Raw genomic sequence first — 20,473 nt, forward strand, 5'->3', positions numbered from 1 at the left:
GCAGCGCAAGACTCTAGCCAAAAATGGTCCAGTTTTCCGGCCTCAGATCACAACCCACCCGGACTCTAAACGCTGCTGGATGAAACTTCGGTGGCAGCTCACCACGAACATAAGCTGCATCGTCATCGCGGCGAGACGGGCCCAGCTTTGCTAGAGGATTTCAAAACGGCTCACGACATCCTTCAAGTGGGCGGAACGCGCGTGCTCCGCCGCTGGAAGGGATCGCGCGCGCAGCATCTCGTTCAGCTAACAATTCGTGGGCTGCGATTTCATCACGCTTGATCGCGGTTGGCTCCGCGAAGTCGGCGGGCCCGCCCACTCCGACGATCTCGCCCGGAGGGTCGGATTTGATCTCGCCCAGGATTCCGAGATGATCTCGCCCACCATTCCGATTTGATGCCCCGGGCGGAGGCCTTCTAACCGTCTGTTTTCTGCCGTCGGCAAAGCCGCGGGGTCAATCCTGAATCGCGACTCGTTGTTCTTGCTTTCTTGTATTGCTGCTTCTGCTGGGCATGCCGGCAACGCCGTCGGCGTTGTCCAAGCGCAGCGGCTCCACAGCGCCACTGGCTTAGGCCTTGCGGCCGGGCTTGCGGGTCCGCTTCGGGCTCTCGCCCTTGAGGTCGATCCGGTGGGCGTTATGGACCAGGCGATAGCGGACGGCGTCGGCATAAGTGGGATCGCCGATCAGCCACTGGTCGACGGGAAGCTGGCTGGCGACGTCTGCGCCCACAATGCACGGCCCAGCAACAACTCAGAAGCGCGGTCCAAAAATGAGAATGCTGGTGCCGCAACAGCTTCGTGCTTGAACCGCATCGTGCCAGCACTCCGAGGAGTCCCCCATGGACGATTGCTTATCCGTCCATCACGGAGGCTTCCAGCCTTGCCGTTGTCACGCTGTCGGCGACCGCAACCGGCACAAGACTGCCGTCAATTTCTATAACCAGCCCGTGGTCCACGCAAAAATCACGGGCCCTATTATTCTCTTCTCGACCGAGGAGGGCAAACCGCGCCTCAGCACGGTTCAATGGAAGAAACACCGCATTGCCTTGTTGACGCGTGTCAATGAGCATAAATTCCTCCTCAAGCGGAATTATCATGAGCCGTGGGCGTTCCGGGCCGTCCCAACATTTTCTCCACCGATCGATCTCTGCAAAGATACGCCCCAAAACACCTGACGCAGCTTCATCACACGCTGGGTAATCGCCGTCGAAATGATAAGCGAGGTTCATCAAGTCGGCTCGAGCTGGATATGTCCCGGCATAGAAGCTCTTGGGTCTCATGTTTGTAATGCCGTAGCTGGCAGGCTGATCAAAGAACGGACTGAAGCGATCTATGGATACCGCGATAACCGCACGCGGGGGCTCGAGATGCACGATGGCAGGGATCAAGCGGATCATGCGCTCGTAATCAGCCTCCTCTTCTTTCGGGATACGATGGAGGAAATTCCAGATTACCTGGACTCCGCATATCTGCGCATTGCGTAACGCCAATATGTTCTGGCGAGCCGAACCTCCTTTGTTCAAGAGATGCAACAAGCGCGTTGATAGGGTCTCGATCCCCATTTGAACGGTACGGACTCCCGCGCGGCCCAATCTCTCCAGGTCGGCCAGCTTTGATGTAGGCTTGAGCTCAAAGAAAATGTCGAGGGATCGCTCCATCTTGCCGAGCAACGGAAACAGGTCGTGGTGATGCTGAAGTGAAGCGATATTGTCGGTCATGCAAATCTTGTCGACCTTCCACGTTCCCGACAAACGCTCCAGTTCCGCGGCGACTTTGTTTGCCGACTTCAACCTGAAATTCATGACCTTTCCATTCAGGCCGCAGAACGAACAATGATGTTTCTCGCCCCACCAACATCCGCGACTGGTCTCGTATGAGATCCAACAACCCGCGCGAAACTCTTCCGACAGCTTGTCGGTAACTTGGCCAAAGTAATCGCTATAGTCCGGGCAGGGGAGTTCGTCCAAATTGGCTATTGGTATGCTCTCGACTACAGTAGAGCGAGGCATAACTCCGCGGGCCATTCCTTCCAGGAACGCCGCAAAGCTTTTCTCTGCTTCCCCTGAAAATATGAAGTCGGCCGCCGGCGCTATCTGCTCGATAGCTGCCGCCATCTGTCCTTCACAATTCGCTCCGCCCAGGATGGTCACGAGGTTCGGTCGAAGCCGCTTTGCATGCTTCAGAATCGCAAGAGCAGCAAGGGTCTGGTCGAAGGTCGTCGTGCACCCAACTACGTCGAACGATTGATCTGCAATGAGTAGTGTCAGCTCGTCAAAGATTGAGGCGAGCCCCTGGCGGGAGCGCTCGATGAGCGCCGCGGCCTGTTTCACAGTGTTATCGCCTGTCGGCAAGGCAAAGTCATCTTCAACAAACACCAACGGCCCGAACAACTCACGAGAAATCAGTTCGGGCGCTATCCTCGCAGCTTCTCGATAGGTGGAGATACCCACGCGCGATGCAAACTGAACGTTGGAATACAAGATCGAAACATCATGACCTAACGCGCGGCCTACGGACTGGAGCGAGTGCAACCCAAGGGATGGCATTTCAAGAGGAGCATAGGGCGGAACAACCAGAAGCACCCTCAAGGCACGCGCTGAAGCACTATCGGCGAACATGCCGCCCCCCCCTGCTTGACGAGACGATGTGAACCCGCCTTAAACTCGGCTGCCACCCGGCATCTTAGTCACTGCGCGGCTTTTCGGTGATCACGCCCAATAAACCCGCCGTCGCCGGAATACCATCAGCAGATGCCGCATCAGACAACAAGCGCTTTAACTCACCTTGCACGACTGGATCCACATCGTATCCACTGCTCTTGAGCACATCGATCGCATCCGACAAAAACGCACGTCTCAGCTCCGCGTTTTCGTTGAGAAGCATTGCAAATTGTGCCGCTGTTCGATTTTTCATGTGCGCGCTCCGTCACACTCCAGGCTGAGCTCATTCAGCAATAGTTTAAAGCCCACCATCCGCGTCTTTTGCGTGAGCACCCCGCTAGCCTGGTAACGCACGCAACTGTACTCCTTTCGCTTGGGTTCGACACCTTTGCCAACAAGCTCGGAAGAATGAAGCCGATCTATCTCTCCGCGGCCGTACTCTCCAAGCTTCCCGGTTCGGCTCAAGTTGAGATATCGATCAGGAAGATGAACCTCAATCGTGACATCGACGCGCTCGGACGAAACGCGCCTCAGGTCTATTCCAAACTCCTCACCATCGGTCGCTGCATCGAACAGGCTCCTGATGAGCCCTTGCGCAGATAACGTTCTTCTTACGCAAACATCATCAACTGGGGTGCCGTCGCATCCCGGACGCTGATTGTAGCTTTCTCTCACTGCATGAATCTGCGCAAGATCCAGGAGGACCACGCGCTTGATATCGCCGTTGTCTGCCCGTTGCGACTCCTCGTCTAAACAGGGACTGTGATCCAGCTTTCTATCCTCGGATCCTATCGTGCCAACGAAAGAATGATGAGTGATCAATGCGTCCTGGGGATAAGCCACAGTCATTTTGAAGGTCGTGATATGATCGGAGATCTCAAGGACTCGCTCATCGATCATTTCCGAGGTAAATGCTCCGGAGCCGTTATCCCCTTCAAGGTCCAATACGTACACTTGAAAGATCTTCTTCTGCGGAAACTTGGATGGCGTAAGAGAGCCAATCTTCAGCAATGCATTTCGCAGCGCGGTTGAAGCGAGTGCGCTACGCTGCGCAACACAATCGCTCCTATACGCAAATTTCCATTGATCGCCTCCGAGCCAGCTCTCCGCGGTCGCTCTCGCTATGAATCGATCCAGGAATTGTCGCGTCTGTCTTACTATATGCTGCTCTTCGTCGAACTTGCGCTTGGTCCCCTTGCCAACAACTTCGAAGAAATCGAACGTAGAGAGCTGGCTTGCCAAACGACAACAGTTCTCTTCGCCAATCAGCTCAACGGATCGGTCGACGGAATAGTCAATAGCCGCATCCAGCAGGTCGAGTGGTCTTGTCCATTTCGATTCCCGGTCGGTTGGACTTGGCGATGCAAATCCGATTGCTATTCGACGCACGCCGTACAGGAACTGGGAAGGCAAGTTCGCGCAAATGCCTCCATCCAATAAGTCCCAGTTCGTCTCGTTTACGTTCCGGAACACGAACGGGATTGCCGCAGAATCGGCTAGAAAGTTGATTAGGTTGTCGTAAGAATTCGCAGTATGAGGTTTCCGCGTGCGGAGTTCGGTTCTGATGACTGAAAGAGGCACAGAACCATCCGAACCAAAGCGATCGAAACAGACGTCCTTGAAGCTTCCCCATTTGGGAAGCGTTTCCTCGCTCTTATTCCGCTCATTATCTTCAAAGCGGATCTGGGACGATTCATTGAAGAGCCGTATCAGCTGAGTTTTGAGGCCTTCCGTGCTGTAGATTGGATCTCCGAGCAGCGCATTTCCCAGATTTACGTTGAGCTGATTGAGAAGCTTCTTAGTGTCGGACGGCAACCAGAGCAAGGCCCGAACCACCAAATCCAGAATTCTGGAAGCGGCGCGCCTGATTTTCGATTTGCTTTGATAATGAGGAAGCAGTTCGTCGATAGTCATCTCTGCCAATCTGCGGAGGACATCGTCCATTGGAACTCTTGCGGCATAGAGAGCGGCAACAATCGCTCCGGCAGATGTGCCAGCAATATGAGTTACCCTGATCTTGGGCGGCTCCAACGCCTGCGCAGGCAACGACGCTGAACCGTCCTTGGTAGGGACGGGTTCTTTGATCCTTCCTTCAAGGCGCTCGACTTCCCGCATTGCGACGAGGAGAGAAAATAGCTTGGCGCCTCCGCCCTGCAGGGCGATCTGAACATCCAATGGACCATTTCGACTTGGAGCCATCTGCTAGGGCCATGACTAAAATAGTAGTTTTGAAGCCTACAATTTATACTGGAATTTACAAGTGGGCTCTGCTGGAGGCGTCTAGCCGTGCAGGTGACGCTCGGCGTGCTCGCCGGCGCGATCACGCGAGTAGAAGAACGCCGCCGCTGGCGGATCGGGGCCGCCGAATGGACGATCGTCGCGCACATGGACACAGATCCGTCCTGTGGGGTTCTATCCCTTGGCGAGCACCCCGGCCGCGCGGCTTGGTGAACAACTGACCAGTCGACAAGCCATACGGCCGGGCGGTGGCCGAGACTTGCCGCGCACCGCTATCGCCTCAGCGACGATCCGCCGCTTTTCGGCCAGCGTCCGGGAGCATTCGAACCACCGATTGACCACCGCTACACCGTGAACGAACGTGGAAGCTAGTGAGCCGACGCCACGAAAAGCGTCAATGTTTTCCAAGACCTTCTAGCAAGCAGGCCCGCTCATAACGGTCTGGTTGCAGGTTCGAGTCCTGCCGGGCCCACCAGCAATTTCAATGGCTCGCTTGCTCTAATTTTGCCGCTGCTGCCTCGCCGCACCAGATACGTGCACCTTTTTGTGTGGAAGCCGCACGGCTTACCATCCACTGGCTCACGCCAGCAGGGGTAAGGCTCGACGATGTAAGAGAACGCTTGGCCGCAGGGCGCTGCCCTGCCCAGCGACAGCATCGCTGACGCAGCAGATGAGCTACGATCAGGCAAGCCACGCGGCCGAGGCCGCATGACCAGCATCACACAAGAAAATATCGACGCGATATCAGCCGTTCGCGGCGCTCAGGACAGCGAGGCATTCATTCCTACTTCGGCGGTGCAAGGCAATCACCGTCCCAGACGCCGTCAGCATTTGCCTGGGCGCGGAATCGCGCTTCGCGATCTTCTCGACAGCGTCGGACAGATAGTCCGGATGATGGTGACCGTAGGTATTCAGCAAGACCTCGAGCGACATGCCGACATGCCTGAGCCTGCAATTCAGGCCCCGCATCAACTCAACCATAGATTGTTCTTGGTGGGTGCATAAGGCTCAAACCTAGGACCCGTTGATTGAGGCATATGATTTGCCCGTAACTTCCACGGCCATTCCACCAATGGCAATTTCATGACATCGGACCACGCTCCTGGATGGGAGGCCGCATGGCGGATTCAAAATCAGTTTGATGATGCAACGCTATGAGAGCCATTTGGCACAATCGTCGAGACGAGATGCCGCAGTATCAATCGTTTGTTTGCCTTCTCAATGAAGGCGTCCTATCCCGACGCGTGGCGCGATCGGTTCAGCAGCCTGTTCGCGTTGATGGCGAAAAAATGCTGCGCTTGCAGACCGCTTTTCAAGTGCCGGCTGGGTCAGTCTTCTCATCGTCAAATCAATACGTGTATTCGCAGACACTCTCGTCTCTCACCCAGGACGTCGGAGCCGCCGGCTTCCGGCCGTTCGGTATCGTTCGGTCGCGTTTAATGGCAGCGAGAGCCGCCCAGCAGAGGAGCCGGTGAATGGGTTTCGCCGCATTCTGCATCTCTGCGGGCCGATTACCAGAGCCGTACGGCAGACATTCGACGCACCGCCCTGACCGGATTGCCATTCAATCTGCAAAAAGCCATTCCAAGGAAACCAGAACGGTTGCATTCCGATACCGTCACTGCTAGTGATCCGCAGAGGTTGTAGGGCATGTCGAAGAAACGACGCTCCAATTTTCCTTTGTGCACGACCGCGCGGGCCAGACCGGGAATTTCTGAACGGAAGGTCGGGAGGAGGTGCGCCGGCTGAATGTGTGGAGACTTGCCAACCTCTAAGGCGACTGTCCAGACGAGATATATCCGTCAGCTATCGGCAATATCCTGACTACTTGCGGTCGAGACAGAAGGCAATGTTTGAGATCCCTCAGACCTACGGCGAAGCTATCGCTGATGTTAATAGCATCGACAACCTACTCGAGCTGCTTCTAGCCTCCACGGAGCGCTTCGGGGTGACCGGCGTCTTCATCGCTGACCTGCCGAGCCGAATGGAAACTCTCGAGCCTCATATCCAGCTACGTGGCTGGAATGACGCCTGGATCAGATATTATAACGAGAGAAATTATGTCCATATAGACCCGATTGCCCAACTGCTTCGTGAAAGAGCGACACCGTACGTCTGGAGCGAGGAGTGTGCGGTTCAGCCGCTCACCTCAAAACAACGAAAGCTCATGGACGAAGCAAGGGACGCAGGGCTGATTGACGGCTTCACGGTCCCGATCCACGGTCCGCAAATGCGCACAACCTGCGTATCGTTTGCGACGGGCGCCAAGCCGCTGCAGCGAAGCGATCGGCACAATCTTCATTTCATGGCGGTACTCAGTCATCAGCGTGTCGACCAAATCATACACGCGAAGAGACCTGCAACGGCGAAAAAGGAGCGAGCGGGCGTGCTCGCGCCGCGCGAACTGGAATGCCTACATTGGGCGATGCACGGCCTGAAATCCAAGGAAATCGCCTTTGAGGCTCGTCTTTCCAAGCGAACCGTCGATCAATATCTTCGCAGCGCGATGTCGAAACTTCGCGCCGGCAGCCGAACAGAGGCCGTCCGCATCGCGATATTGGATGGTTCGTTAAAGCCGGTATGAAGTAAATACTGTACTAGAACGGCATCGCCAATACTTCTGCAAAATGATCGGTTGGTCTTCCTACCCGAGGAGACCATGATGATATTTGCGTTCTACGAGGATTCAGAACTGGCGACCCCCAGCCTTATGGATGAAATCTACGAACTTAGATATAGGATCTTCGTGGAAGCGCTCGCGTGGTCAAGCCTTGTCAAGCCGGACCGGCGCGATCGAGACCAGTTTGATGGCGATGATGCGCTGCATGTAGTTGATATCCACGATGGACGGGTGATGGCGTACTCGCGGCTGCTTCCGACGACCAAGCCGCATCTCCTGTCGCACGTGTACCCGGAGTTGGTGCGGGGGCGATCATATCCGACGGCGTCGGACATCTTCGAATGGACCCGTCTTTGTGCCAGGTCCGAGATCGGAGACGGTGACGTTCTAGCCTCGCGTCGGCTGATGGTCGCCATGGCAGAGATATGTCAGTACCTCGGTATCACGAGTCTCATCGCGCAATCTGAGCCGGGTTGGGTACGGCGGCTGAACCGGCTTGGATGGAATGCGCAACCACTCGCCGATCCCGTGGTCTTTGATGGGCGACCGACCCTTGCGTTGGAGGCGAGAGTCTCTGACCGTACGGTATCTACATCGCGCAAATGCTTGGGAATCGATACTGACATCTTAGACCAACCATCCCTCCGAGACCTCGCCGCTTCCAAAGCAAAACGTCACATCTGCGCAGGAGCGCTGCGCAGGACCGAGGTACTTCACGCACAACTCGAGATGGTACCCGAGCGATTAGATCTATGCTCCTTGCAGATGGACAGCGCCAACCGCACCTGCAGTGCGGCGATCCCGGTGACCTAGACAGATCTGTCATTCCGGGCCCAAGTTGCCTCCTGGCTGTTGGCTATAGCGAGCCGCCCGCAAGCACCTGCAGGCGGTAAGCCCGTCCAGGGACGAGAGCTCGGCAGTTCGAGTGCCGATCAGCAGCTTGCGGTCCGCCGCGCCAAGAGCGTGCCGGAGCCGGCGTTCGCGCTAAGAGCTGTGCGATCGACGATCGTCACCGCGGAATGGGAGCATTTGCCGATAATTCGCTCTCGGGCGACAGGAAGCGCGCGGGCCGACTGCGATTGTCGCACCGGACGCCAAGTGGGCGCGATCGTCTCGGACAAAGTACCGAACTCACTCGCAGCGTCATGACGAATCGGATGCCGAGATCCGCGACGAGCTCTTGAACGAAACGCTGTTCTTCGACCTCGACGACACCAGGCGCCGGCTCGCGGTCCGGCTCGCTGACCACAACACTGCAACGGCATTCATCCAGCGCAGCAATTCGCCCGTCCACGATTGCGGAGCGCCCATCAAGAGCCACATTGCTAACCAGCGCCGTACCTCGCGGGATACTACCTCTCACGCCGACTTTCGACAGAAATATACCCCGGTGAGAACCAATCCAACTGCAGCAAAAATGGTCATCGAAAGCTGCTCTCCCAGAAAGATCACGGCTATCAAGAGGGATACGATCGGCTGTCCGAACTGAAGAGGCGCAATCGCCGAGACGCCCCCCTTGTCCAAAGCCCAGAACCATGCGGCGAAGCCGATCAGGGTGCAAAAGACAGCGAGAAAAAGCAGGGCCCCTCCTCCCACGACCGTCACCCCGGAGAGCGCCTCCAGGACAGAGGGCAACAGCGGCGTCACAAGAGCAGCACCGAAGATGATCGACCATGCCGTGGCACCGAACAGGCCAATTCTCGCAGATGCACGAGCGCCTGCCACATATCCAATGCTGACCGTAACGGTGCCGATGAGAACGATGACGTCGCCCACCATTGTTCCACTGCCGAAGACATCGCCGTTCGAACGAGCGCCGATCAGAAACGTCTCGCCACACAACGCCATCGCACTTCCGATCAGCCAAAGAGTGCGGGGAAATGTCCGGGACAGCACATGCTGGATGATGGATGTAAACACCGGAGCGCAGGCCAAGATGAGAGCCGCGTGCGAGGTCGACGTTCGCGAGAAACCCAGACCCTGCAGAAAGAACGAGCCACCGAACCCGATCACGCCGTTGATCGCGATGGCGATCCAGCCTCCCCGATCGGTCGGAAGCGGCGGCCGAAGCAGGAGAACCATTGGTAGGAGGAACATCGCGGCCAGGAGAAGTCTGGAAGGCCCGATCAACGATGAGGGCATGTCGTGGGCGACCAGTACCGTCGCGGCCGGAGTCGTTCCCCAAAACAGAACTGCGATCAGCCCCGAAACATAGGGACCGGATCGACTGGATCCCGAGTCAGCCGGCGGCAACGGCGCGTCCGAGGAATCCGTCTCCGTATCACTCGATTTGACCAAAGATGCTTGCTCGACCGCCATGTGACTATCCTGTCAGCCCTACGGAATAAATCTCATGACAGTCGCGCTTTCACGTTGCAACGCCAACTCATCGCCAGCCAGCGTGATCGACTCGCCTTCGTTCCAGAGCGGCGTCAGGTTTCCGTAAAAGCGCGAGAATATATGGCCAGATTGGCCGGTCGCGATCATGAAGCGGGACCGATCCGGATCAGCGAGATCATATAGGGCTCTAAATGTTGGAACGTGTTTCCGCTCGAATGGGCGATCATGATGCGGCTGCAGAGCCCCTCCGCTGTTGAGCGTATACAGGTCCCCGCCACTTCCGACGCCAAGCTCGCTCAAGGACCTGAAGATCGGTACGCGCGAGTAGAAGACGTGCGAAAGCGTCGAGATGTGCTCGTCTCCCCACTGCCATTTCGTCAGGTCGGATCCGCGGCGCCTCGAGAGCAGCGCCATAGCCTCCTCGAGAGCTCGCGACAGACATGCACGACATTCCAGATCCGTCTCTTCGCCCAGAGCGCACCATTTGGGATGCTGCAGGATAAGCTTTCTGAGGAGCGAAGCCGCACACGGCCCGACATACTCAAGCCTGACCTTCGCCTTGTCATCGATCAGCGTTCGTCGGAGCGCCTGCATCCAGGCGGTGAAAATGAGCGGTTCTGGCCAGTCCTTGTGCATCGTGCCATCCCACTTCGAGAGCAGCGCGAGGGCTTGCCGCCCCAGTGGACTGGACGGGGTTGCGCGAAGCAAAATCGGCAGAAGATCCTGAGCGGCGAGAGATAGAATGTCGGCCTGCATTTCGGCGGACGTTTCCAGCGAGTGCAATCCGATGTTGTCGAAAAACTGCTGCAGTCTTTGCGTTCGATACGGCTCTTCCCAATCGCATCCCATGAAGACATCCTGCCCACACCAAGCCGGCCGACCATTCGCATTATGGATATAGCCACAGTCCGGATTGAACGCGCGCGGCATCTGCTCGAAAGGAATGTAGCCTGACCAGTCTGCATCACCCGTTGATCCTGCCGCGGGATGCAGGCCATATTCCGACTTGCGCACTGGGACCCGCCCTAGACTCATCGCGCCGATGTTGCCGGCGACGTCGGCGTAGAACATGTTCTGTGCGGGCGTTTCGTATAGCCGCAGACTATCCTTGAACTCCCCCCAATTCCGCGCTCGATTGAGCTTCAGAAACGCCTCGGCAGTGCGGTCACAAGCGCCGAGCCCGCTGAAGGACAGCGCGACGACGCCATCGCTGCCCGCCACCGCAGCGAGCCGCGGGACAGCATCCGATAGCACCGGGCCATGGCGGGATTTGCGGATGGTGAATTTGACGTCGGGCCGGCCACGGACTCGGATCGTCTCTTCATGCGTGTCAAATGCATGAGAGCCGGACTGCGCAAGATATCTGGTCGGATCCGCCGGATCCAGAGTTTCCACAAACAGATCCTGAACGTCGGACATCGCCGCCGTGGTTCCCCAGGCGATGCTCTCGTTCTGTCCAAGCAGGATCATCGGGACGCCTGGTACCCCGGCTCCCTTCACCCATCCTCCGGGGGTGACGATCCGGCATAAGAACCAGAGCACCGGCGATGACACGTCAAGATGCGGATCGTTCGCGAGGAGCGGGCGACCGCTGGTGGTTCGCTCGCCAGCGACGACCCAAGCATTTGAAGCGCCATTGGCCAATCCGAGCAACGCTCCCATCTTGTCCGAAAAGTCGAATTGTCCGCGCGAGCCACCAGCCCCACCCGACACCGACGATCCAATGTTGCCCTGCACGGGATCGGGATAGAACGGGCCGGCATCAACCGTTCCGATTTCGCTGGTCAACTCGGCTCGATTCAGCTCGGCGAGATAGTTCCGGCTCATTTGCCAAGCCATGAGCTTGCCCCACACGACTGAATCAATGGGAGACCATGGCTCCGGCCGGATTCTCAACCAGACCATCTCAAACGGCAGTTTGCTTCGATGGGTGGACAAGAATGCATTGACGCCGTCCGCATAGGCCGAAAGCGTGGATTGCGTTTCCGGCGAGAGCGCGGCAAAGCTGGTCTTGGCCAGCTGGTAGAGTCCGAGGACACGAATGATTTTGTCTGTGTCGACGAAATCCGCCCCGAAAATTTCGGAAAGCCGCCCCTGTCCGGCGCGTCGGTGAATTTCCATCTGAAAAACGCGCTCGCTTGCGTGCAGATAACCCAGGCACCGCGCAGCATCCTGAACATTCTCCGAGAAGATATGGGGAACGCCATGCTTGTCGTGATAAATCCTGACCTCCTGCTTAAGTCCGGCGAGCCTGCGTTCACCTGATCGCCTTGGCATCGCGCGCGCGAAGATCGTCGCAATCAGCGCCAGCCCGACCAGAAGGCACAAGGTGACAGCGCATAGCGTCCATTTTAGCACCACGGCCGCGAAAGCAAGCATCGGAAATGAGTCGTTCAGCACGACCATCCGTCCGAGACGGTCGCCAAGCGCCGCGTCTCCTCGACGTTCTTCTCTGACGGGGCGATATCGAGGCGAAGGCTCGGATCTCCCATCAGCAGGATCGGCTCATCGCCCAGGTAGTCTTCGCGGACCAATCGGACTGATTGTCCGATCGCATGGCCATCCTTGAGCAACTCTGAAATGGCCGCTACGGCAGTTCGGCATATCCCCGCGGGCAGGATGAGAAAATGATACGGGCCAATAGCTACGACGGTCATGTCTGGTCCACAGGCGAGGCTCGAAAACCCTGGGCTTAGCCCACGACCGCACGCGCCGGTCAGCGCCTCGTAGGACCCAGGGCCTACCGGACGGACCGCCATCGCGACTTGGGTTGGTCCGATGAAGTTCAGATACGAGCCGAGCAATGTGGACGAGAGAGCCGGCAGGTCAGCGGCGGTCAGGAGCCCGATAGCGCATCGGCGTTGCGCTGCCAACAAAACTGCTTTCGACAGCGCCCGATCAGCCGGTCCGATAACGGCAGTCACGCTCGCTACGGACGGTTGGCAGAGAGACGGCAACTCCCCCCAATCGTTCAACTCGAACAGATGCTTGCAGGTCAGGAGCGCGTATAGTCGCGCCAAGACCAACGCCTCCGAGTCGAGCAGAACCGCTACCAGAGTCTTGGACGAAATCCGAGCATTCAGATGCGCGAACCGACTGCTCGCCGTGACGGTCGAGCGATCCGGGCAGGCAGGGCGAGTGGGAGATGCTGTTGAAGTCGCCGAAACGAATTCATTGTCATCTGACCGCACCTCGACCGTCCTCAGATGAAGCGTGAACGGCTCATCGCGCAACAGGCCGATCACCCGGTCGGGACGCGCCAGATACGGCAGATGTCCAGGAATCAGCCCTTTTTCGAGAAGGCTCTCGAAGGTCGCCCCGAATGCCGACGCGGTGTCGCATCGATGAAACACGGTGTCGAACACCCATGTCAGATCGCTCTCGGTCCATGGTTCGAAATGAGCCGCCGCGCGTTCTGAAAGACTCGCCTCCGCCGCTGCATTGACACCAAGATCGTAGCGCATCGGTGTCCAGTCGCAGACAAATCCGGGCTTCTTGAACTTTCCTCCGATGGGAACGCACCCCAGCGCCTGATACATCATCAGATTTGCGTCGGACGAATCCGCCCTGATTGACCTGATCCCATTTCGCTTCATGAGCAGAATAATTGCTCCGAACAACAGCCGCAGATGCGCTTTCCGGCGGTATTGCGCCGCGAGGCACAGGTAGCTGACATAGTACTCCTGCCAATCTCGGATGTAGGCAAGACGAACAGCGCCGATCACACGGTTGCCTGCAAGCAAGACGACGTTCTTCGAATACCAGTCGAAAATGACGTCGTGATAGGATCGCTCCTGAATTCCAAGCTCATCGCAGAACACCTTGTCCCGCAGAGACCTAAGCGCGGCAAAATCGTCGGGGCGTCCGAAGCGCAGCTTGATATCATTCGTGACGTCGGCCTCGTCCGTCATGACGGAACCCCGGCCGGAAGCACCTCGTCGATGTCGACGGAGCCATGTTTCTTGTCCGCCGCCGCGTCGCCGCCGCAGCTTCCGCGCCGCATATCAATCCATGGAAGCGTTGGAAGTTCGATCCCTCCTCGTTCAACGTAGCCGTAGTGCTTATAAGACGTGTAGACGCGAAGGAAGTAGATCCAGAATGACGGAACGTTACAAATGAACTTCCACAGACCTATGCGCCGGATCTGCTCGAGTGGCGGTCTCTGGACCTTGAGCAACATCTTACCATAGAGATGGCAGAACTCCTTGATATCGAGCCTGGTAGGGAGCACGGCGTGCTGGAAATCGTAGTACGTCGGATTCCTATAGATGAGCGCGTCTTCGTTTTTGGTGTAGTCTGTCGTCCCCGGCATCGGCGTCGCGACAGTAATGTTCGGGATGTCGACCTTTCGGCTGCGGATGTAGCTCGTCAGATTCTCGAACTGTTCTCTTTTGTAGTCGACACCGACGATGAACAGGCCTTCGATCAAGACTTGATGCTTCTTGAGAATCTCGATAGCCCTGTCGTTGTGCGCCACGGAGCTGCCCTTTTCCATGGCACCGAGCTCGGAATCGGAATAGCTCTCCAGGCCCATTCGAAGGCGCTTGAGCCCAACCCGCGACCACAGCGCGACCAAGCTCGGATCTCTCACAATCGCGTCCGCCCGACTGTAGAACAAGTACTCCTTCTTGATGTCCGCCCGGAGGATCGCTTCACCAATGGCGTGCGCCCGACGCCCATCTCCGAAGAAGTGATCGTCTGTAAATATGACATACGGTTCGTCGATCGTTTTGAGATACTCGACGATGTATTCCGGGCTCCACGTCAGATACTTTCCGAGGTTCGGCCGCCACAAGTTGCAGAACGAGCATCTCGCCGGACATCCCATGGACGTCCTCAGGGCCGCAACCGGCTTCCACCAGAGGTGGTAGTATTTGCCCTTATATTTGCCGAGAATACTTCGATCCGGGAGGGGGAGACTGTCGAGATCGAAGGACTTCGGAACGGCCGCTTTTCCGTTCGAGAAGAATTTTCCGTTGTCCTGCCAGGCAACGCCTGCCAGGTCAGCGACGTTACGCTGGCTTTCCCGGCAGCGCAGGATCAAATCCCGGAACGAGAGATAAGCCTCTCCCATCATGACGTAGTCGATGTTGGGGTCGGAAAAGTCGGACGGACTTAGGCTCGCATGATGCCCCCCCACCGCAACGATGATCGAGGGGTCGAACTGCTTGACTAGCGCCGCCTGCATCCGCACGAGATCGACGTGCATCGTCCAAGACGTGAATCCGACGAAGTTTGGACGCAGGCGCCTTATCGTCTCGAGCAGGGCCGACGGGCGGCGATCAAGGCGCTGGTCAAGCAGGGAAATGTCCACCTCATCCCTGTCCAGCATGGACGCCAGCACTTCGTACTGGATGGGTTCAACAATATAGATCCGGTCATCTGCCAGATGAATCGGATGGTAATGCTGCGTGACGAACAGGATCTTGTACTTGGACTGCGTCATGTATGCACCCTCGCCATGTCTGATACCGCATCGTCGCGTCGCGCGGTGCGTCCGCCTTTACTCCGCCCGAACTGACTGCTGACCCGTCATGTCTTTCGGATCGAGCGCATCGCCCGTCATGCCAACGATCGGAGATCGCGCGACCCGTTCATCGTACGGAAGCTCGAGAGACGCCCAGACATCCGAGAGAGCAGCGACCAACAGGTCGATGTGCACGTCTCGATGAGCCGGAGTCGGCGTCAGACGCAGCCGCTCTGTGCCCTTGCTCACGGTGGGATAATTTATGGGCTGAACGTATATCTTGTGTCTTTCCAACAGCATCTGGCTCGCAGCGGTACATTTCTGCGCTTCGCCCACCACGACCGGGATGATATGCGATTCGTTGGCCATCACCGGCAGGCGCGCGGCCTGAAGCGCGCGCCTGACCCTGCGCGTCACAGCTTGCTGTTGGTCGCGTTCGGCCTTGGACCGGCGCAGATGACGTACCGCCGCGGCTGCGCTCGCGGCGACGCTTGGCGGCATCGTCGACGTGAAGATGAATGAAGGCGCATAGCTTCGGATTGCATCGACGATCGATGCGTTTGCGGCGACATAGCCGCCAAGCGATCCAAACCCTTTGGCAAGCGTACCTTGAATGACGTCGATCTGATCTGCGAGGCCGTCTCGATCGCAAATGCCGCCACCTTGAGGTCCGTACAGTCCCACGGCATGAACTTCGTCAATGTAGGTCATGGCACCATAGCGCTCGGCGAGAGCAGCGATCCCGCCGATGGGCGCGATACTGCCGCTCATCGAATAGAGACTTTCAAATACGACGAGTTTGGCGCGATCGTGGGGCTCCGCTGCAAGCAGCTGCTCGAGATGCGTCACGTCGTTATGACGCCAGATCTTCTTCTCGCATCTCGAGCGGCCGATACCCTCGATGATCGAGTTATGGTTGTCCGCGTCTGAAAATATCACGCAGTCCGGCAACAGAGTCCCGATGGTGGAGATTGCTGCGAAGTTCGATACCCAGCCTGACGTGAAGACGAGCGCCGCCTCCTTTCCATGCAGGCCGGCGAGCTCCTGCTCCAACTCTACGACTTTTTGGTGCGTGCCCGAGATGTTCCTCGTTCCTCCCGCGCCCGTGCCAAAGCTCCGGGACGCTTCCGTGGACGCTTCGATCACATCCGGATGCATGCCCATGCAGAGATAGTCATTGGAGCACCAGACGGTGACGGGTTGCGGTCCTCGTGTCTCGCCCGGCGGTTGCCAGAGCGCAGTCGGCGCAGTCTCGGGATTGCGCACCAGGGTGGCAAATGTCCGGTATCGCCTTTCCTCACGAAGAGCGTCGATCGCCCCGGCAAATATGCCGTCATAATTCATCATCGCAAGCTCCACTCTATTGAGCGAACGCATCGGCGGTTCAGACGAAGTGACTTGAGAGCGACCGCCGCACGGCGGCGGATGTCAGCTCCGCGAACGGGCAAGTAGCGCCCCTGTCAACGGCACTCAAGACGACGGCCGAATAGGCGGTGTGCCGTAAGCGCAAGTGCGCGTCGGATACCCCCTCCGTTGCGTGACACGATAGTGAAATCAGGAAGCCGAATCGAACATTCGCGATATCGCGTCGCATCCTGCCTGCCTCTCGCTCAACCGGTGCCGTCCTCAACGTATGCTCCTGCACCTGTCAGACATTCACCTTTGTCGAAGAGATCGGTCCTTGTGCCGCGCGCCTAGGTCCGGGCCAGCTTGCGGCCTTCGTGGCTGTCGCCATCGACGCGAAGCAGAGTGAGCCCAATGCTCCGTCATCCATAGCTACCGATGACCAATGCGGGCGGCCATATCCGAAAAATACGGTATCGATACTTCCATGGGCCAGAGGCACTGTACCGAACGACGGAGGCAGTCGCGACGCGCGCGATGCATAGCCGCACGTCCTCGGGCGGGGGGTCCGCCCTGGCTCTTTCAGCAGTGAAACTGAGGTTGCAATGAATCTGTCAGCAAACTGTACGCCCGCAGACACCGAGCTGCGCCTGGCTAGTCACATTGGCGGCCTGCCGCAAGGCGACATCGATCAGCTGTCACAAACGTTCAGGAGCAACCACGTCGCGGTGATCGATCAGCTTCTTCCAAAGGACATGGTCGAAGCGCTCACCAGCGAAGCGAATATCCTGCTCGACCGCGAGTCGAAGCGGCGCAAGCTGATCATCAAGGAAAGCGGCAACACACCAAGAGCCTACAGCAGCGTCGGGCGCGACGCCATTTGTCAACATGACGGGGTTATTCCGGCCATCTTCAAGAGCGACGCGGTTCTCTCCTTTCTCCGGAAGCTCGCCGGCGAGAACATTGAACGGGTTCCTTACCGACCCGAGGAGTATATCATCAATAGTCAGTGCGAGCCCGGCGACACCCATGGCTGGCATTGGGATGATTATGCCTACGCCCTCATTTTCGTCATTGAGGCGCCAGATCCGCTCCTTGGGGGACGCGTCGAGTACCTCTCGAACGTCGAATGGCAGAAAGGCTCTACCGAGCCATACCTCCGGCGAGTCCTGCAAGACAACGTCGTTCGGTCTCTCTACGTCAACAGCGGACAGTGCTACTTCATGAAGGCGAATACGACCCTGCACCGCGTGGCGCCCCTGACGGGGTCTACCAAGAGAACCGTTGTCGTCCTGACGTTTGCGTCGCCGGAAGACATGGTGTCGGATTCCATAACGCACAACTCGATGGAAGACATCTATCCGGACGATACCAATACCAAGTCCGATGACGCAACAGTCGAGGCGGCTAACGTCGGATGACGGTCGGCGTCGAAGTTGCCGGGCTTGGAACCGCTGTGTGCCTGGCGATCAGCAGCCTCATTGCCGCTGACGTCAGTCGCACCACAGGTGTTTTCGAGTTCACGAAGACGCGAATGATCTTCGCGTCTTTTTTCATGCTGCCAGTGCTGTTCATCGCCAACGTTCCGCTTCGCGTGAGTGCCGCGGACGCGCTGACGCTCGCGGTATCGAGTCTCGTCGGAATTGTGATCGGTGACCTGTCTCTCATTGCCGCAATCAGCAAAATCGGACCGAAGAAGACCAGCATCATATTCTCATCCAACGTCGTTATCGGCGCCTTGCTGGAGGCTGCCATCTATCACAAGAAGACCACGATCGAGGCAACGCTTGGTATTCTTCTTGTACTGACAGGCGCGTTGATTGTCGTTGCCTTCAGAGGAGGCGCCGGCGCTCCCGCGGCCGGCACTCCCATGAATGGCCATCTCAACGCCGAACGCCAGAACACGGGCGTCGCATTGGCGGTTCTTGCAGCCGGATGCCAGGCGGTCGGCACGCTGATTTCGACTCCCGTCGTAACCGCCGGGACATCGCCTATCATGGCGACGACAATACGGTTTTGCGCAGCGTCCCTGTTGTTTGTCATCATGGGCCGGACCCGCAGCGACGACATCAGGACAGACGCCAGCTCCGCTACCGTTTACGCCAAGATCGTTGCGAGTGCGCTGGTTGGAATGTGCGGCGGCCTGACGCTTCTTATGCTGGCGATCACAAGCGGAAAAATCGCAATATCGATGACATACGCGTCCTCGACGCCGCTGGTGCTCCTGCTTCTGCTCTGGCTTACGCGGGGTGAGAGACCAAATGCAAGTTCGCTCCTGGGCGCAATCATGGCAGTGGCGGGCACCGCTTTACTCATCTTCGAAGGGGCACACCAGCGATGAACGCCTTGCTCGACTATTCGGCTGTTGAGGTCGTGTCCCTGCTTAGACGCGGTGATGTGACTCCGCATGATTGCCTTGATGCGGTGGAACAGCGTGTCGGCGAGGTCAACTCGACCTTCAACGCCCTGCCGACGCTCTGCTTCGATAGGGCGCATGATCGTGCATCAAAATTGATGCAGAAGCCTCGCGACGAACGCGGCCAGCTGTCTGGCCTGCCGCTGGTCATCAAGGACCTTCAGAAAGTGTCCGGGGTTCGATCGACGGCCGGATCTCTGATATATAGCGATCATGTTCCAGCCTTCACGGATGCGGTGGTCCAGCACATCGAAGACGAAGGGGGCCTCGTATTTGGAAAGTCCAACGTCCCTGAACTCGGCGTTGGATTCAATTCTCTGAATCCGGTCTTTGACCCGTGTTTGAACCCGTGGAACGTCAAATATTCGCCGGGGGGATCATCTTCCGGTTCGGCCACTGCTCTGGCGCTGAATATGACGTGGCTTGCTCATGGCTCCGACATGGGGGGATCCTTGCGCATTCCCGCGAGCTTCTGTGGCGTTGTTGGGATGAGGCCGTCGCCGGGGCGGGTCGCTATGGCTAACCGCGCCGCCGTTGATCAGACGCTAGCCGTCCAAGGCCCGATGGCGCGGAACGTCGTCGATCTTGCAATGTTCCTTGACGCCATGTCGGGCGAGACCCACAGGGATCTGCTTTCCAAACCACGTCCATTGCGGTCGTTTGCCAGCGCGGCTCACGTCCAGAAGTTGCCGAAGCGAGTCGCCTTCTCCGCTGATCTGAACATCGGCCCTGTGGACCCCGAAGTCGCTCGCATCGTGCAAAATGCCGCAGCGCTACTTCAGGCCAATGGCGTCGTCGTGGATCAGGCGTCTCCGAATCTAGATGGAGTCCAGCGATGTTTTCGAGTGATGCGTGCTTACGTTTTGGCGTGCAGCCTCGGTAATGTCCTGAGGAAGCAGGCGGCGCTGGTGAGATCGACCGATATCAGGGAGAACGTGACCGAGGGTCTGCAGCTGAAGATCGACCAGATGCTTGAAGCCGAACAGGCGCGGGTTCGCATCGTGCAGCATGTGGCTGATTTCTTCGAAACATATGATCTCTTGATATGTCCGACGACAATCGTGCCAGCTCATCCGATCGATCAGCCGACCGTGGTCGAGTGTGCAGGCCAAGTATTCGATGGCTATTTCGACTGGACGGCGCTGACCTACGTCGCGGCCGTGGCCGGTCTTCCTGCCTTATCGCTGCCTTGCGGTGTGACACGGTCGGGTCTTCCGGTAGGACTGCAGGTGATCGGGCCGACAAATGGCGACCACGACGTCATTTCCTGTGCGGCCGCCCTGGAGAGCATGCTGTCGTTTCACCAACTCGCTCCTGTTCGTGGAAGGTCGGAAGCAACGGCCTTGTCCGAGAACATCCAGAGGCCGGCGTAGCGGGTCGCAGCGACG

15 protein-coding genes and 1 pseudogene are annotated in these 20,473 nt (G+C 57.8%); 7 read left to right on the forward strand and 9 right to left on the reverse strand.

The genetic code is table 11. The features are described from left to right. Nucleotides 1-568 precede the first annotated feature (568 nt). The 4 genes and pseudogenes from S58_RS29520 to S58_RS29535 all read right to left on the reverse strand — a co-directional run. A pseudogene (locus S58_RS29520) lies at nucleotides 569-718 on the reverse strand (ATP-binding protein); the annotation flags it as partial. A 133-nt stretch (nucleotides 719-851) separates the two neighbouring features. Further along, nucleotides 852-2,618, reverse strand: coding sequence for a RiPP maturation radical SAM C-methyltransferase (locus S58_RS29525; RefSeq protein WP_015669089.1), 1,767 nt, complete (start codon nucleotides 2,616-2,618; stop codon nucleotides 852-854). Nucleotides 2,619-2,682: 64 nt separating this feature from the next. Beyond that, nucleotides 2,683-2,913, reverse strand: a complete 231-nt coding sequence (locus tag S58_RS29530) for a hypothetical protein (RefSeq protein WP_015669090.1) — start codon at nucleotides 2,911-2,913, stop codon at nucleotides 2,683-2,685. Beyond that, on the reverse strand, nucleotides 2,910-4,835 hold the full coding sequence (locus S58_RS29535; protein ID WP_160167617.1) for a patatin-like phospholipase family protein: 1,926 nt from the start codon (nucleotides 4,833-4,835) through the stop codon (nucleotides 2,910-2,912). Before S58_RS29535 ends, S58_RS29530 begins: the two co-directional genes overlap by 4 nt. Before the next feature lie 111 nt (nucleotides 4,836-4,946). Between S58_RS29535 and S58_RS39395 the strand changes: the two genes are divergently transcribed. From S58_RS39395 to S58_RS35890, 4 genes are all read left to right on the forward strand, one after another. Continuing rightward, nucleotides 4,947-5,111 (forward strand): hypothetical protein, encoded by a 165-nt coding sequence (locus S58_RS39395; protein ID WP_015669092.1) that lies wholly within the window; start codon nucleotides 4,947-4,949, stop codon nucleotides 5,109-5,111. 495 nt (nucleotides 5,112-5,606) lie between these two features. After that, nucleotides 5,607-5,903, forward strand: a complete 297-nt coding sequence (locus S58_RS38325; RefSeq protein WP_162472349.1) for a hypothetical protein — start codon at nucleotides 5,607-5,609, stop codon at nucleotides 5,901-5,903. A gap of 844 nt (nucleotides 5,904-6,747) precedes the next feature. Further along, a complete protein-coding gene (locus S58_RS35885; RefSeq protein ID WP_015669093.1) occupies nucleotides 6,748-7,482 on the forward strand; it encodes a LuxR family transcriptional regulator in 735 nt (244 codons plus the stop codon). A 78-nt stretch (nucleotides 7,483-7,560) separates the two neighbouring features. Further along, a complete protein-coding gene (locus tag S58_RS35890) occupies nucleotides 7,561-8,331 on the forward strand; it encodes an acyl-homoserine-lactone synthase (RefSeq protein ID WP_015669094.1) in 771 nt (256 codons plus the stop codon). Between the two features lie 546 nt (nucleotides 8,332-8,877). On the opposite strand, the gene S58_RS29560 is transcribed toward S58_RS35890, so the two are convergent. From S58_RS29560 to hemA, 5 genes are read right to left on the reverse strand one after another with little or no spacing between them, the layout of a single operon-like run. After that, a complete protein-coding gene (locus tag S58_RS29560) occupies nucleotides 8,878-9,837 on the reverse strand; it encodes a DMT family transporter (RefSeq protein ID WP_015669095.1) in 960 nt (319 codons plus the stop codon). An 18-nt stretch (nucleotides 9,838-9,855) separates the two neighbouring features. Beyond that, on the reverse strand, nucleotides 9,856-12,264 hold the full coding sequence (locus S58_RS29565) for a penicillin acylase family protein (RefSeq protein WP_015669096.1): 2,409 nt from the start codon (nucleotides 12,262-12,264) through the stop codon (nucleotides 9,856-9,858). Then, complete coding sequence (locus S58_RS29570) at nucleotides 12,252-13,769, reverse strand: GNAT family N-acetyltransferase (RefSeq protein ID WP_015669097.1); 1,518 nt, start codon at nucleotides 13,767-13,769, stop codon at nucleotides 12,252-12,254. The genes S58_RS29565 and S58_RS29570 overlap by 13 nt, the downstream gene beginning before the upstream one ends. Beyond that, entirely contained in the window at nucleotides 13,766-15,304 is a 1,539-nt protein-coding gene (locus S58_RS29575; protein ID WP_015669098.1) for a B12-binding domain-containing radical SAM protein, read from the reverse strand. The genes S58_RS29570 and S58_RS29575 overlap by 4 nt, the downstream gene beginning before the upstream one ends. Before the next feature lie 57 nt (nucleotides 15,305-15,361). Next, the gene (gene hemA, locus S58_RS29580; RefSeq protein WP_083938838.1) at nucleotides 15,362-16,669 is read right to left on the reverse strand and encodes a 5-aminolevulinate synthase; all 1,308 of its coding nucleotides are present in this window, start codon (nucleotides 16,667-16,669) and stop codon (nucleotides 15,362-15,364) included. Nucleotides 16,670-17,274: 605 nt separating this feature from the next. Here hemA and S58_RS29585 point away from each other — a divergent pair. From S58_RS29585 to S58_RS29595, 3 genes are read left to right on the forward strand one after another with little or no spacing between them, the layout of a single operon-like run. Then, nucleotides 17,275-18,090, forward strand: a complete 816-nt coding sequence (locus S58_RS29585; RefSeq protein ID WP_015669100.1) for a HalD/BesD family halogenase — start codon at nucleotides 17,275-17,277, stop codon at nucleotides 18,088-18,090. Further along, nucleotides 18,087-19,010 (forward strand): DMT family transporter, encoded by a 924-nt coding sequence (locus S58_RS29590; protein WP_015669101.1) that lies wholly within the window; start codon nucleotides 18,087-18,089, stop codon nucleotides 19,008-19,010. The genes S58_RS29585 and S58_RS29590 overlap by 4 nt, the downstream gene beginning before the upstream one ends. Continuing rightward, on the forward strand, nucleotides 19,007-20,458 hold the full coding sequence (locus S58_RS29595; protein ID WP_015669102.1) for an amidase: 1,452 nt from the start codon (nucleotides 19,007-19,009) through the stop codon (nucleotides 20,456-20,458). Before S58_RS29590 ends, S58_RS29595 begins: the two co-directional genes overlap by 4 nt. Nucleotides 20,459-20,473 lie beyond the last annotated feature (15 nt).

The organism is Bradyrhizobium oligotrophicum S58, from assembly GCF_000344805.1.
Classification (GTDB): domain Bacteria; phylum Pseudomonadota; class Alphaproteobacteria; order Rhizobiales; family Xanthobacteraceae; genus Bradyrhizobium; species Bradyrhizobium oligotrophicum.

Excerpts from the sequence above, each read along its gene's own strand:
- S58_RS29525 (WP_015669089.1), bottom strand. The coding sequence starts at position 2,618 with ATGTTCGCCGATAGTGCTTCAGCGCGTGCCTTGAGGGTGCTTCTGGTT.
- S58_RS29530 (WP_015669090.1), bottom strand. The coding sequence starts at position 2,913 with ATGAAAAATCGAACAGCGGCACAATTTGCAATGCTTCTCAACGAAAAC.
- S58_RS38325 (WP_162472349.1), top strand. The coding sequence starts at position 5,607 with ATGACCAGCATCACACAAGAAAATATCGACGCGATATCAGCCGTTCGC.
- S58_RS35885 (WP_015669093.1), top strand. The coding sequence starts at position 6,748 with ATGTTTGAGATCCCTCAGACCTACGGCGAAGCTATCGCTGATGTTAAT.
- S58_RS35890 (WP_015669094.1), top strand. The coding sequence starts at position 7,561 with ATGATATTTGCGTTCTACGAGGATTCAGAACTGGCGACCCCCAGCCTT.
- S58_RS29560 (WP_015669095.1), bottom strand. The coding sequence starts at position 9,837 with ATGGCGGTCGAGCAAGCATCTTTGGTCAAATCGAGTGATACGGAGACG.
- S58_RS29565 (WP_015669096.1), bottom strand. The coding sequence starts at position 12,264 with ATGGTCGTGCTGAACGACTCATTTCCGATGCTTGCTTTCGCGGCCGTG.
- S58_RS29570 (WP_015669097.1), bottom strand. The coding sequence starts at position 13,769 with ATGACGGACGAGGCCGACGTCACGAATGATATCAAGCTGCGCTTCGGA.
- S58_RS29575 (WP_015669098.1), bottom strand. The coding sequence starts at position 15,304 with ATGACGCAGTCCAAGTACAAGATCCTGTTCGTCACGCAGCATTACCAT.
- hemA (WP_083938838.1), bottom strand. The coding sequence starts at position 16,669 with ATGAATTATGACGGCATATTTGCCGGGGCGATCGACGCTCTTCGTGAG.
- S58_RS29585 (WP_015669100.1), top strand. The coding sequence starts at position 17,275 with ATGAATCTGTCAGCAAACTGTACGCCCGCAGACACCGAGCTGCGCCTG.
- S58_RS29590 (WP_015669101.1), top strand. The coding sequence starts at position 18,087 with ATGACGGTCGGCGTCGAAGTTGCCGGGCTTGGAACCGCTGTGTGCCTG.
- S58_RS29595 (WP_015669102.1), top strand. The coding sequence starts at position 19,007 with ATGAACGCCTTGCTCGACTATTCGGCTGTTGAGGTCGTGTCCCTGCTT.